Raw genomic sequence first — 13052 nt, 5'->3', positions numbered from 1 at the left:
CAATTTTTGTTGTGGCAGTTCAATCTGTCATGGGCGTTATTCCGGATGTGAAACTTTGCGTTTCATGGAAAATATATTTAATAAGGATATGACAATGGAAAAAATAATTGTAGAAAATCCAGTCGTTGATTTGGACGGGGATGAAATGACACGGATCATCTGGAAAGAAATCAAGGATAAGCTTATTTTCCCCTATCTGGAATTGGAAACCGTTTATTATGATCTGGGTATTGTGAACCGGGATGATACCCTTGATCAGGTGACGGTTGATGCTGCCAATGCCGTAAAAAAGGTTGGAGTGGGGATTAAATGCGCGACCATTACACCTGATGAAGCCCGTGTTGAAGAATTTGGCCTCAAAGAGATGTACCGTTCTCCCAATGGCACTATCCGGAATATCCTGGGCGGAACGGTTTTCAGGGAACCCATTGTGGTAAAAAACATTCCAAGACTTGTTACCACCTGGAAATATCCTATTTGTATCGGCCGCCATGCTTTTGGAGATCAATACAGGGCCACGGATTTTGTTGTGAAAAAAAAAGGCAAACTTGAGCTGACATTCACTCCTGCGGACGGTTCAGACCCAGAAGTGTTTGAGGTTTATGACTTTGACGGCGGCGGGGTTGCCATGGGCATGTACAATACTGATGAATCTATTTTTGGTTTTGCCCATTCATGTTTTAATCAGGCCATCAATAAAAAATGGCCCCTGTATCTTTCCACAAAAAATACCATTCTAAAAAAATACGATGGCAGGTTTAAAGATATTTTTGAGCAGGTTTACCAGGAACACTATAAACAAAAAATGGATGAACTGTCCATTGGCTATGAACACAGGTTGATTGATGATATGGTGGCTGCCGCTTTGAAATGGGAAGGAGCCTTTGTATGGGCATGTAAAAATTATGACGGGGATGTTCAGTCAGATACCCTGGCTCAGGGATTTGGCTCTCTGGGGCTTATGACCTCCTGCCTGGTTACCCCGGACGGAAATACAATGGAAGCCGAGGCTGCCCATGGTACGGTTACACGCCATTTCAGGGAACACCAGAAAGGAAACCCAACGTCGACCAATCCCATTGCTTCGATTTTTGCATGGACAAGAGGTCTTGCTTTCCGGGGAAAACTGGATAAAAATCAGGCATTGATTGATTTTTGCAACACCCTTGAGCAGGTCTGTATAGATACTGTTGAAAGCGGTAAGATGACCAAGGATCTGGCACTGACTATTCATGGTAAAAATCTTGATAAAAGCCACTATCTCAACACCCGGGAATTTCTGGACGCAATCGCCGATAATTTATCAAAAAAACAGGAATAACAGGTTTTATAAATTAATAATTCAGACCAGCCTGACAAACGCTTTAATGCTTGGGAGTGCGGGTCGAAAGCGGAATACTTTTTGCCGTTGCATATAAAATGGCTGCTTGAACCTCTTGGTTTGGGGATTCAGCAGCCTTAAACATATGTTTACACATCTATATGCCCAGATATGCCTTTTTAACATCTTCGTTGGCAAGAAGATTTGTTCCCGTATCGGTTAATGTAATCACACCGTTTTCCATTACATACCCCCGGTTGGCTGTTTTCAGAGCAAGGTTTGCATTTTGTTCAACAATAAAAATAGTGGTATTCTGTTCTTCATTTATTTTTTTAATAATACTAAAAATCTGTTTGACGATCAGGGGGGCCAGACCAAGGGAAGGTTCATCCAACAGGAGTACTGTGGGCCGTGACATCAATGCCCTTGATATGGCAAGCATTTGCTGTTCGCCTCCGCTTAAGGTTCCGCCTGCCTGGTTTTTTCTTTCAGCCAGGATGGGAAACAGCGTGTAAACATAGTCCAGATCTTTTGTGATGTTGTTTGTGTCATTGCGTAAAAAAGCACCCATGTCAAGATTTTCAGCAACCGTGAGGTAAGGAAAAATTCTTCGGCCTTCGGGAACCTGACAGATTCCCATTTTGACAATTTCTTCGGGCGGCATTGCTGTGATATCAAGGCCTTTAAACTCTATGCTGCCGCGTTTGGCCGGAACAATGCCGCTGGTTGTCATCAAGGCGGTGGATTTTCCCGCTCCATTGGCTCCTATAAGGGATATTATTTCCCCTTCTTTTACCTCAAGATCAATCCCTTTGAGGGCATGAATATTTCCATAATATGTATGGATATTGCTGAGTTTAAGCATCGTAGGATTCATCTCCAAGATAGGCTTTGATTACTTCCGGGTTCGACTTTATCTCTTCAGGGGTGCCTTCGGCAATTTTTTTGCCGTAATCCACCACATGAATATTGTCAGACAGGCTCATGACAAGTTTCATGTCATGTTCAATAAGGAGGATTGAGATGTTCTCCTCATCCCGGAGCTTTATGATAAGATCATCCAGGCTTTTTGTCTCCTGGGGATTCATGCCGGCTGCAGGTTCATCAAGGAGCAGAAGAAAGGGGTTTGTAGCCATTGCCCTGGCAATTTCAAGGCGACGCTGGGCACCATAGGGAAGATTTGTGGCCAGTTCATTCACATACATTTCAATGCCTATTTTTTCAAGTATGGAATAGGCTTTTTCAACAATGAATTTTTCTTCCGCTTTTGTAGCTTTGCCCCGGAATATTGCACCCAGTACACCTGTTTTTGTAATGGGGTGGCATCCGATCATGACATTTTCAAGAACCGTCATGGACTCAAAGAGACGAATATTCTGAAAGGTTCTGGCCAGCCCTTTTTGGGTAACAATATTGGGTTTAAGCCCGTTTATCCTCTCTTGCTTTCCTTTGGGAAAGATAAGAATATCCCCCTTTGTGGGTTTGTAAATACCTGTAATACAGTTAAAAAATGTTGTTTTACCTGCACCATTGGGACCGATAAGAGCTGCAATCTGCCCTGCGTGAATACAAATATCAAGGCTGTCAAGGGCCCGTAAGCCGCCAAAGGCCATGGTCATGTTTTTTACTTCAAGAATAGGTTTCATTTAAACACTTTAATGGGTGAAAAGAGTTATGTTTTTTGAAATTTGTATGTTTTGCGCACATTTTTTATGATTCCTTCGGGCCTGAAAACCATCATGAGAACAAGAACCGCACCAAATATGATCATTCTGAATTCTGCAAATGCCCTTAAATATTCAGGTAGCAAAATGAGAAGAAGCGCTCCTGAAATCACACCGGTGATGGAACCCATGCCGCCAAGCACAACCGTACACAGTATAATTACCGACTCCCATATGGTAAAACTGGCAGGATTGATAAAAGTTGTTTTTGCGGCAAAAATTACACCTCCCATCCCGGCCCACATGGCCCCTAGTCCAAACGCTCTTAGTTTTGTTTTTGCCTTGTCGATTCCCATTGCCTGGCAAGCTATTTCATCGTCTTTAAGGGCAATCCAGGCTCTTCCGATTCGTGAATTTTCAAGTCGGTTGATCACAAATATGGTAAAGATGACCAGCCCCACAATGATGTAGTATAAATAAATGATTGATCCTGAAAGGGAAAGGTCAACGCCGAAAAGAGGGGGCTTTGGAATATTTGAAATGCCGCTGGGGCCAAAGGAGAAATCATTCCAGTTTTCAAGAACAAGGCGAATGATTTCTCCAAATCCCAGGGTTACAATGGCAAGGTAGTCCCCCCTGAGTCTTAATACAGGGTAACCCAGTATTACGCCAAAGATCAGAGCAAGAATTCCGCCTAAGGGCAGGGCAATCCAGAATATAAGGCCGTAGTGATAGTTGAGCAGGGCATAGGAGTATGCTCCCACAGCAAAAAAAGCGACATATCCAAGGTCTAAAAGTCCTGCAAGACCGATAACAATGTTAAGGCCTAGTCCAAGCATCACATAGATCAAGGCTGAAATCATGATATTGGTCTGGTACATGGAGAACAGATGGGGGAAGGCAAGGATGAAACATCCCAGCAGTATCATCAAGGGAATAAAGATCTTTTTTTTCTGGGAAATTTTTTGAACAAAAGAGAGTTTATCAATAGCATCTTTTTTTGCTTTCATGGATTTTTGTTTGATCATATATCGCCAGAGCATGCTGAAAAAAAAAGAGCCCGCCCCAACAAAGGCCATATTTATCCAGCGCCACTGAACAATATTTTCAACCGTATTGACCCGGATCACCATGATTGGAAATGTCAGAAACATGAACCACAGTGCTGCCAGAATTGATTTTTTTATTTCACTTTTTATTGTCATAATCTATACTTTCTGTGTCTCGGATTTGCCCAGGATTCCCGAAGGTCTCAGTATCAGGATGCCGACAAGAAACAAAAACGCAAACACATCCTCGTAATCACTTGAGATATAGCCTGTAAAAAAGCTTTCCGTCCATCCTAAAACCAATGAGCCAAGAACAGCTCCCGGTATGGAGCCGATGCCTCCGAGAACTGCTGCAACAAATGCCTTGATGCCTGCAATAAATCCCATGTAAAAATTGATCTGTCCGATGTGGGACGCAATTAAAAGACCTCCGATTGCGGCAGTGGCAGAACCCACAACAAATGTGAAGGTGATCACTTTGTTTACATTTATTCCAAGAAGCGATGCCATTGTTTTGTCCTGGGATGTGGCACGCATGGCTTTACCGATTTTCGTGAATTTGATGAGAAAGGTGAGAAAGATCATTACAATAACCGTTGTAATAAAAATAACAAGTTCAGCCGATGTCCAGATATGTGAATAAGGTTCCCAGAATTTAAAATCGGGAATCAGGCTTGGAAACGGCAGAAAGTCTGATGTCTGGGCCAAAAGGACATAGTTCTGGAGGAAAAGCGACATTCCAATGGCACTGATCAGTGCGGAAAGACGCGGCGCATTTGCATCCCTCAGTGGTTTATAAGCAATTTTTTCAATGGTGAAACCGTAGGCACTGGCATATATGATGGATGCTGCGGCAGCAACGATAATAACAGCCAGGCTTGGCATTCCCATCATTGTCAGGACGCTTGCCACAATCAGGCCCGTAAAGGCACCGATCATGTAGATTTCACCATGGGCAAAATTGATAAGCTGTATGATGCCGTATACCATGGTATAGCCCAGGGCGATCAGGGCATAGATGCTGCCTCTGGTCAGTCCGCCAAAAAAAAGGTATGAAAAATAGTCAAAATCCATATTACCTGCTTTGCTTGTTCGACATTATTTTTGCTCACCATTATTTTTGTTCGACAAATGCACCGTCTTGTATCCGGTAGACAGAAAAGCCTATGCCTGTTGCATCACCATTTTTATCAAAGCTGATTTTTCCAAGGGGTGTTTCAACATACTCTGATTTAAGGGCTTTCATGACGGCATCGTAATCTGTGTCTCCTGCTTTTTCAATAGCGTTGAGCAAGGCAAGGGTTGCTGCATATGCGGCATCAAAAAATGCGCCGGGATCGGTTCCATAAACGTTTTGATGTTCTTTTTTTGCCGCAATGGCAAGTTCATTGCCGGAAACATCCATGGGGCCTGTGGCAAAAACGCCTTCGGCATATTTGCCTGCAACTTTGATAAAGGTATCGTCTTTTATACCATCTGAACCCATGAAAAGAGTGTCCATTTTTTTCTTGCGCATAAGTGTTACTATTTTGGATGCTTCAGGATGATAACCGCCCCATACAACAAGTTCGGGTTTGATCCGCCTGACTTTCATGACAATGGCTGAATAGTCCACAGCACCTGGTGTTACGCCTTCGAAAAGAGCCACTTCAATACCTGCTGCTGTAAAATATTTTTGTGCAAGCTCGGCCTGTCCTTTTCCATAATCTCCCTTGTCATGGAGTATGACAATTTTTTTAACCTTAAGAACCTCGGTTGCAAACTTTACCTGAAGTTTTGCCTGAACAGCATCGTGGGCAATGGTTCTTAAAAAATTGGGGTATTCACCTGACAAGGTTAAATCAGGATTTGTGGCGGAAGGGGACATGGCAATAATGCCGGCATCTTTGTAAATTCCCATGGCGGATTTGGTTGCGCCGCTGCAGATATGGCCAAGCACAACGTCAACTCCGTCTGAAATAAGTTTTGTGGCCGTATTGCCGGCAACTTCAGGCTTACACACGTCATCTTCCACTAAAAGTTCAACCTGTTTGCCAAGAACTCCGCCATTTTGATTTATTTTGTTTACAACCAGCCTTGCGGCATTTACCGTAGGCAGCCCATAGGATGCAAGATCTCCGCTGTGTGCGCCTGCAACACCCAGCTTGATTGATTCATCAGATTGTTTTTCAGCTTTTTGTATGGGCGTTTTATTTTCCTGTTTGAGTTTTGGAATGGTTTCTGATTCATCCGTGGGTTTTTCGCCACAAGAAAAAAGCAGAAAAATGCATGATAATATTACTAAGCTTAAAGAATGTTTTTTCATCGTTAATTCCCCTTTAGTATGAAATGTTTGTTTCGGACAGCATAGTTACAATTTAACCCCATTCTTTTGACTATAAAAAGAAGGCTTTTCATAGTCAAGGAATTTTATGCCGTAATGTTTGGAGCGGCTAACGGTTTTTTGATTTTTGCCGTCACAGTTTATTTAAGGCGGTTTCCATTCTGTTTAACCCTTTTTCAAGCACAGATTTCGGACATCCGAAATTGAGGCGTACAAACCCTTTTTGTCCAAAAAAACGGCCGTCGGACAGTCCCACACCTGCCTGTTCAAAAAAACGGACAGGATCTTCAAGCCCTGTCTGCCTGACATCAATCCAGGCAAGGTAGGTGGATTCAATGGGGTTGAGTTTGCACCCTTTCATTTTATTGATCCTGGTTTGAACAATGTCCCGGTTTTTTCTCAGGTAGGCAATCAATTGAAAGAGCCAGTCATCACAATCTTTATACGCGGCTGTTGCCGCGAAAAGGCCCAATAGATTTACATGGGGAATCAGGCCTTGTAATCCTGATGTGAATTTTTGTCTTAACCGTTCATCCGGGATGATGGCAAAAGAACAGCCAAGACCCGGAATATTATAGGTTTTGGAAGGTGCCATCAAGGTGATGGTTTGTTGGGCGGCGGTTTGTGATATTGATGCAGTGGGCAGATGGTGCTTGTCATTGTCCAGAACAAAATCACTGTGGATTTCATCTGAACAGATGACAACATCATTTGCAGTGCAAAGCTCCACAAGCTTGTTGATTTCCTGTCGTGTAAAAACAGTTCCGCATGGGTTATACGGGCTACAGAACATAAACAGGCTGGTGTTTTTTTTGAATTTGTTTTCAAGGGCATCAAAATCAAGGGTTGCCCGCTGTTTTATCTCCACCATTGGAACAGTGACAAGTTTTTTTTCGCAGTTTCCAGGGGCATCTAAAAACGGCGGGTATATAGGTGTTGTGGTGACAATCTGATCTTGTGGTTTGCCAATGGTTTTGCAAGAATTGTTCAATGCGCTGACAACACCTGGAATCCATATGATCCACTCTTTTTCAACTTTCCAGTCATAGAGGGATTTTAATCGTTTTATAACTGCACAGTTGAGTTCGTCGGGAACAATCGTATATCCCAAAATTCCATGTTCAATGCTTTGTTGAAGGGTTTTTAAAACAGGGGTCGGGACTTTAAAATCCATGTCCGCCACCCACATGGGCAGGATATCCGTGTCTTTGTATTTTTCATATTTCAAAGAAGACGTACAGGTTCGGTCAATTATTTCATCAAAATTGCAGTTCATCTATTTATCAGGCTCCTTTAAATTCAGTGATTGAAACAGTTCATATTAACACGAAAAAATGGAAATAAAAGGAACGGTTTGTAAGAATTGCCTGAGTTTTTTTTGAGGGTGTAAAAAACAATTGGGAGAAAAATTTAAACTATTGTATGCTGACCTGGAGTTTGCTTTATGGATTTGTTGTTGATCAAGCTCAACAAATTGCCATTTCCCTATTTTTTTGTTGCGATAAACCAATGTTAAATAAAGGTTAAATAATGAATACAAATGAAAAATTAGATATGATCCGGCAATGGATGAAAGATAAAAATTTTGCCGCAATTGTTGTTCCAAGCGATGATCCACATCAGAGTGAATATGTTGCCGAACACTGGCAGGCAAGACAGTGGCTTACCGGATTTTCAGGCTCTGCCGGAACGGCTGTCATAACACTTGATCATGCTGGTTTGTGGACGGATTTCAGATACTATATCCAGGCTGAACAACAGATCGCAGGATCACGGTTCAAGCTGTATAAAGCGGGAGAGCCGGATGTTCCGACCTTTCAAAACTGGCTGATTGATACGCTCAAGCCAAAAGATACCATTGGTATGGATGGGAACGTTTTCAGCACAGCTAATGTGAAAAAGTATGAAAAAAAATTTAAAGCCAAAGGCCTTTTGCTGGATACAAAAATGGATATTATAAGGGAACTATGGACTAACAGGCCTGCCATGCCAATGTCACAGGCCTTTTGTCTTTCGGAAAAATATGCCGGAGAAAACAGACAGGATAAAATCAGGCAAATTCGGAACCGGATGGATACCCTGGGTGCAGGCTACCATTTGACGGCAACCCTTGATGATATTGCCTGGACCTTGAATCTTAGGGGAAAAGATGTTCATACAAATCCTGTAAATATTGCGTTTTTATTGATTGGATCTGACAAGGTGTCTTTGTTTGTCAACAAGAAAAAAATAAGTGCTGCGCTTGAACAGGAGTTGAAACATGATGGTGTTCACCTTGCTGAATATGAAAGCATTACCATTGCATTATCGCAAATTCAAGATCAGCAAACAATTTTAATTGATCCTGAAAATACCAATTACAGACTGTATAAGTCTATTAATAAAAATTGCAGGATTATTGAAAAGCCCAATCCGGCCATTGCGCTCAAGGCTGTTAAAAATGAGACACAAATTGCTCATTTGAGACACACTGCAGTAAAAGACGGGGTGGCGGTTGTCAATTTTCTTTTCTGGCTTGCCCAGCAGGGTGAGAATGCACAAATAACCGAACAATCTGTTGCAGATATATTGTATGGGTTTCGAAAAGACCAGCATTTGTTTGTGGATAACAGTTTTGATCCGATCATTGCTTACCGGGACCATTCAGCCATGTGCCATTATTCGGCAACAAAAGAATCTGATGTTGTCATTGGCAGCAATGGTATGTTTTTATTTGATTCAGGTGGTAATTATTTTACCGGTACAACCGATATTACCCGGACTGTTTTTCGGGGTGAACCGTCAAAAAAGGAAATAACAGATTACACCCTGGTTCTCAAAGGCCATATTGCCGTGGCAACAGCACTTTTTCCCAAAGGAACCAGAGGGTTCCAGATTGATACGCTGGCAAGGCAGTATTTATGGAAACAGGGAATGGATTTTGGTCATGGTACAGGGCATGGCGTGGGGTTCTTTTTGTGTGTTCATGAAGGCCCGGCAAGGATCAGTCCCCATCCGGTTGATGTGAAACTTGAAAAAGGTATGGTGCTGACCAATGAACCGGGTGTCTACAGGGAGGGCGGTTATGGTATCCGTTTGGAAAACATGATTCTTGTGGATCAGGCCTTTGAAAATGAGTTTGGAACATTTATGAAATTTGAAAACCTGACATATTGTCATTTTGAAAATAATTTGATTGACACAGATATGCTGTCAGGCGAGGAAAAAGACTGGATCAATTCATATCACACCATGATATATGAAAAGCTGTCCCCTGAACTGGATAAGGATGTGGCATCATGGTTCAAGGAAAAAACCCGGCTGATTTAAATGAAAAAAAGATCAGGCCCGGAGTAATTTATTGTAGCTGAGGGAATTTTTGTGGTATAAAAAGTATTATCTTCTTTGCTTTTCATGTTCATTTTCATTATGCAGTCACCTGTATTCGTTTCCTTTGTGGCTGGTCTTGCTATGGAATCAAATGATTTGATGAAATTTTTTGTGCAGAAACCCGTTTTTGATTTTTGATTGATTTGGCACGTTTTTTGGTTGTCTATATGTTTGATCGTTTATCTGATTGTCTGATAGAAAAGTTTTGATAAGAATAACATCAGAACAGATGTGAAAATTATCAATCAGTCAAAAATAGTTTGTTTAAAAAAAGGAGAAAAATAATGGTCAGCTGGTTATGTAGTAAATGTGGGTATACACTTGAAGCAGATACCCCTCCCGAAGAGTGCCCGTCCTGCAAGAGCGATTGTTCCTTTGTTGATAATTCCTGCTATACGCCGGATTGCGAAGGAAAGCCAAATGATCCTCAAATCAAGGGAGAGGATTGAAAAAAACAGAATAAATCGAATGCCGGGAGGTTGTTATGACAAAAAAATACAGAATAAAAACGTCTTGTCCCCAGTGCGGATGTTCAGGGGTGTCTCACCTGTCTGAAGAGGAAATTAAAAAACGGTATGGAGATGTGCCCAATATCGAACTTGAATGTCATGAGTGCATGATGATTATGGATGCGGATGTTCAAGAAGATACAAATGCGGATGAGTGAACAGATCACCAATACCAAAGCGTATCACTGGGCAATAAAACATATGCGGCATGGGATAACATCCCATGCCTTTGATTTTAATGATTGTTTTGTGCCGGTTAAATCGTATGCTTTCGCAAGAAAAAATTGAATCACTCCTTTGACCTGGGTATTGTATTGCTCCAATCTTTATTATGATGTCTGGTGTGTGGATGGCTTTGAGACAGGTTTGTATTGTTGTGGCATGATACAAGAGTTTCTCTTGATTGATACAAAGAGGGCAATATTCGTGAGGAAGTTAAATGTGAAAAGTATTGAAGCTGAAATGGTTTTCAAAAAGAAATGACTTTAAATATGTGAAGGAAGAAAGGAATTCAAAGTGGCTGAACCCAAGGATATATACCAATGTCAAACAGTGAATTGCGGTTATCTTTATAATCCTGATAAAGGAGACAGAAAAGGAAAGATTGCAAAGGGAACAAAATTTGAGGATCTTCCGGATAGCTGGAGATGTCCTGTGTGCGGTGCAAGTACCAAGTCATTAAAATCGCTTGGTTAAGTTAAGGGTATAAAGAATAGACGGTTTTAATATTGATATGAAATTTAAAAAGAGGATTTGATATGAAATGGATGCAGTTTTTTACACCTGCTAAATCGTTAGACTTTAAAGAGACGGAAAATTATATTTCTCAACATCCGGGAGAACAGATGACCATACTGGATGTAAGGCAGCCATCGGAATACCAGGATAGCCATATTCCGGGTGCCGTCCTTATTCCTTTGCCCCAGCTGTCGGACCGGCTGGGTGAGCTTGACCCCGAGCGTCCCACCCTGGTTTATTGAGCAGTAGGAGGGCGCAGCCGTGTTGCTGCGCAGATGCTTGCCGGAAAGGGGTTTAAAAGCGTATTTAATGTGTCAGGCGGGATAAAGGCCTGGCAGGCGAAAACCGCAATTGGCCACCAGGATCTTGGAATGGATCTTTTCAGTGGCAAAGAAGAGCCTCTGGATGTGTTAAAAGTGGCATATTCTCTTGAGCAGGGGTTATGCGAATTTTATAATACCATGGAAAAACAAGCAAAAAAGAAACAGGTGAAAGATCTTTTTGGCAAATTATCTGAAATCGAAGTGAAACATCAGCTGTCTATTTATAAGGCATATAATGAGATCAGTGCAGAGAAAGTGAGTAAGGATAAGTTTGAAACAATGGTTGAAGCCAAGGCTTTGGAAGGTGGTATGACGACAAAAGAATATCTTGATCTTTTCAAGCCTGATCTTGATTCTGAAATTGAAGTAATTTCCCTTGCCATGTCAATCGAGGCCCAGGCCCTGGATCTGTATCAGAGAGTTGCTTTAAAAATTGAAAACAAGGAATCAAAAGCAATTGTTAATAAAATTGCCAATGAAGAAAAAGTTCATCTGGCAAGCCTGGGTAAACTCATGGATGCTCTTTAACCTGAAGGTCACACGTAACCTGAAGGTCACATGTAATCTGAAATTCATAAAAGGAGAATTAATTTGAGCAAAAATCTTGTGCTTGTCGGAGGAGGTCATGCGCACATGATGATCCTTGAAAATATCGGCAAATTTGTTGAAAAGGGGGTGAACGTAACCGTTATAGGGCCTTCGATTTATCACTATTATTCGGGTATGGGGCCTGGGATGCTGGGCGGAACTTATAGCCCTGAGGATATCCGGTTTGCCACCAAAGAGGTGGTTCAAAAACAGGGGGGTGTTTTTGTAAAAGATAAAGTTGTCCGGATTGATCCTGAAAAAAAACAGGTTTACACACATACAGGGCAGAAAGTTGCCTATGACGTAATCTCCTTTAATGCGGGCAGTTATGTTCCCATGCCGGAAGCGTTTGAAAATAATGATCATATCTACCCGGTTAAGCCCATTGAAAAATTGATGGAGGCGGCAGATAATCTCAAAGCCCTGTTTGCACAAAAAAAAATAAATATCAGCATTGTCGGTGGCGGCCCTTCATCTGCCGAAGTTGCAGGCAATGTATGGCAGCTGGCAAAAAAAACAAACCGGCATATGCCTGATATTCATATTTTTGCCGGTAAAAAATTCATGTCACGGTTTCCCGGGAACGTGAGATTGAAAATTATTTCCTCGCTTGAAAAAAGAGGGGTTCAAATTCATGAAACAGGGTATGTAAAACAGATTCAACCAGATACAATTTATTTTGAATCCGGAGACACACTTTCAACAGATTTTCTTTTTATAGCGATGGGGGTTAAGCCTTCAACTATATTTGAGGCATCTGGTCTGCCTGTGGGGCCGGATAAAGGACTTCTGGTGAATCAATATCTTCAGTCAACAGATTATCCTGAAATATTTGGAGGCGGAGATTGTATCTATTTTGAGGATCAGCCTTTGGATAAGGTCGGGGTTTATGCGGTTCGGCAGAATCCTATCCTGATGCACAATCTGATGGCTGCCCTGGAAGGCGATGAACTTAAGGCTTTTGATCCGGGGCCTGATTATCTGTTGATTTTCAACATCGGTGGAGGCCAGGGTGTATTAAAGAAAAATAAGTTCGTGTTTGGCGGGAAAATTGCATTCATAATTAAAGACTATATTGACCGCAAATTCATGAAGAAATTTCAAGCCATTGAAAAGGTGGCATAGATATTTTGATTGTTGCCGTTAAACGCTGAAAAGGGAAGATGAC

Annotated in this window: 13 protein-coding genes; 7 read left to right on the top strand and 6 right to left on the bottom strand. The window is 41.7% G+C overall.

What is annotated here, in order from left to right:
• Positions 1–94 precede the first annotated feature (94 nt).
• A complete protein-coding gene (locus BLT94_RS17370; protein ID WP_092236863.1) occupies positions 95–1321 on the top strand; it encodes an isocitrate dehydrogenase (NADP(+)) in 1227 nt (408 codons plus the stop codon).
• A gap of 157 nt (positions 1322–1478) precedes the next feature.
• Here the strand turns inward: BLT94_RS17370 and BLT94_RS17365 are convergent, their stop codons facing one another.
• The 6 genes from BLT94_RS17365 to BLT94_RS17340 form a co-directional block, all read right to left on the bottom strand.
• A complete protein-coding gene (locus tag BLT94_RS17365) occupies positions 1479–2186 on the bottom strand; it encodes an ABC transporter ATP-binding protein (RefSeq protein ID WP_092236860.1) in 708 nt (235 codons plus the stop codon).
• Entirely contained in the window at positions 2179–2967 is a 789-nt protein-coding gene (locus BLT94_RS17360; protein ID WP_092236857.1) for an ABC transporter ATP-binding protein, read from the bottom strand. Before BLT94_RS17360 ends, BLT94_RS17365 begins: the two co-directional genes overlap by 8 nt.
• 26 nt (positions 2968–2993) lie before the next feature.
• The gene (locus tag BLT94_RS17355; RefSeq protein ID WP_092236854.1) at positions 2994–4190 is read right to left on the bottom strand and encodes an ABC transporter permease subunit; all 1197 of its coding nucleotides are present in this window, start codon (positions 4188–4190) and stop codon (positions 2994–2996) included.
• Between the two features lie 3 nt (positions 4191–4193).
• Entirely contained in the window at positions 4194–5108 is a 915-nt protein-coding gene (locus tag BLT94_RS17350) for a branched-chain amino acid ABC transporter permease (protein WP_014955769.1), read from the bottom strand.
• A gap of 40 nt (positions 5109–5148) precedes the next feature.
• Positions 5149–6339 carry a branched-chain amino acid ABC transporter substrate-binding protein gene (locus BLT94_RS17345; RefSeq protein WP_092236852.1) on the bottom strand — a complete coding sequence of 397 codons (1191 nt, stop codon included), beginning with the start codon at positions 6337–6339 and terminating at the stop codon, positions 5149–5151.
• 151 nt (positions 6340–6490) lie between these two features.
• Positions 6491–7633, bottom strand: coding sequence for a MalY/PatB family protein (locus BLT94_RS17340; protein ID WP_092236849.1), 1143 nt, complete (start codon positions 7631–7633; stop codon positions 6491–6493).
• Between the two features lie 254 nt (positions 7634–7887).
• Between BLT94_RS17340 and BLT94_RS17335 the strand changes: the two genes are divergently transcribed.
• The 6 genes from BLT94_RS17335 to BLT94_RS17315 all read left to right on the top strand — a co-directional run bounded on the left by BLT94_RS17335 (position 7888) and on the right by BLT94_RS17315 (position 13009).
• A complete protein-coding gene (locus BLT94_RS17335; protein WP_092236846.1) occupies positions 7888–9666 on the top strand; it encodes an aminopeptidase P family protein in 1779 nt (592 codons plus the stop codon).
• 344 nt (positions 9667–10010) lie between these two features.
• The gene (locus tag BLT94_RS22070; RefSeq protein WP_014955773.1) at positions 10011–10175 is read left to right on the top strand and encodes a rubredoxin-like domain-containing protein; all 165 of its coding nucleotides are present in this window, start codon (positions 10011–10013) and stop codon (positions 10173–10175) included.
• A gap of 35 nt (positions 10176–10210) precedes the next feature.
• A complete protein-coding gene (locus BLT94_RS17330) occupies positions 10211–10393 on the top strand; it encodes a hypothetical protein (RefSeq protein WP_014955774.1) in 183 nt (60 codons plus the stop codon).
• Between the two features lie 358 nt (positions 10394–10751).
• Positions 10752–10931: a rubredoxin gene (locus BLT94_RS17325; protein WP_014955775.1), complete on the top strand. Its 180-nt coding sequence runs from the start codon at positions 10752–10754 to the stop codon at positions 10929–10931.
• A 62-nt stretch (positions 10932–10993) separates the two neighbouring features.
• Positions 10994–11824 (top strand): rhodanese-like domain-containing protein, encoded by an 831-nt coding sequence (locus tag BLT94_RS17320; protein ID WP_092236844.1) that lies wholly within the window; start codon positions 10994–10996, stop codon positions 11822–11824.
• A 63-nt stretch (positions 11825–11887) separates the two neighbouring features.
• Entirely contained in the window at positions 11888–13009 is a 1122-nt protein-coding gene (locus tag BLT94_RS17315; protein ID WP_092236841.1) for an NAD(P)/FAD-dependent oxidoreductase, read from the top strand.
• Positions 13010–13052 lie beyond the last annotated feature (43 nt).

Origin of the sequence: Desulfobacula phenolica (assembly GCF_900105645.1) — a bacterium.
GTDB lineage: Bacteria > Desulfobacterota > Desulfobacteria > Desulfobacterales > Desulfobacteraceae > Desulfobacula > Desulfobacula toluolica.
The sequence above is the reverse complement of the archived record's forward strand: the minus strand, read 5'-3'. Positions and strand labels throughout refer to the sequence as shown.

Excerpts from the sequence above, each read along its gene's own strand:
- BLT94_RS17370 (WP_092236863.1), top strand. The coding sequence starts at position 95 with ATGGAAAAAATAATTGTAGAAAATCCAGTCGTTGATTTGGACGGGGAT.
- BLT94_RS17365 (WP_092236860.1), bottom strand. The coding sequence starts at position 2,186 with ATGCTTAAACTCAGCAATATCCATACATATTATGGAAATATTCATGCC.
- BLT94_RS17360 (WP_092236857.1), bottom strand. The coding sequence starts at position 2,967 with ATGAAACCTATTCTTGAAGTAAAAAACATGACCATGGCCTTTGGCGGC.
- BLT94_RS17355 (WP_092236854.1), bottom strand. The coding sequence starts at position 4,190 with ATGACAATAAAAAGTGAAATAAAAAAATCAATTCTGGCAGCACTGTGG.
- BLT94_RS17350 (WP_014955769.1), bottom strand. The coding sequence starts at position 5,108 with ATGGATTTTGACTATTTTTCATACCTTTTTTTTGGCGGACTGACCAGA.
- BLT94_RS17345 (WP_092236852.1), bottom strand. The coding sequence starts at position 6,339 with ATGAAAAAACATTCTTTAAGCTTAGTAATATTATCATGCATTTTTCTG.
- BLT94_RS17340 (WP_092236849.1), bottom strand. The coding sequence starts at position 7,633 with ATGAACTGCAATTTTGATGAAATAATTGACCGAACCTGTACGTCTTCT.
- BLT94_RS17335 (WP_092236846.1), top strand. The coding sequence starts at position 7,888 with ATGAATACAAATGAAAAATTAGATATGATCCGGCAATGGATGAAAGAT.
- BLT94_RS22070 (WP_014955773.1), top strand. The coding sequence starts at position 10,011 with ATGGTCAGCTGGTTATGTAGTAAATGTGGGTATACACTTGAAGCAGAT.
- BLT94_RS17330 (WP_014955774.1), top strand. The coding sequence starts at position 10,211 with ATGACAAAAAAATACAGAATAAAAACGTCTTGTCCCCAGTGCGGATGT.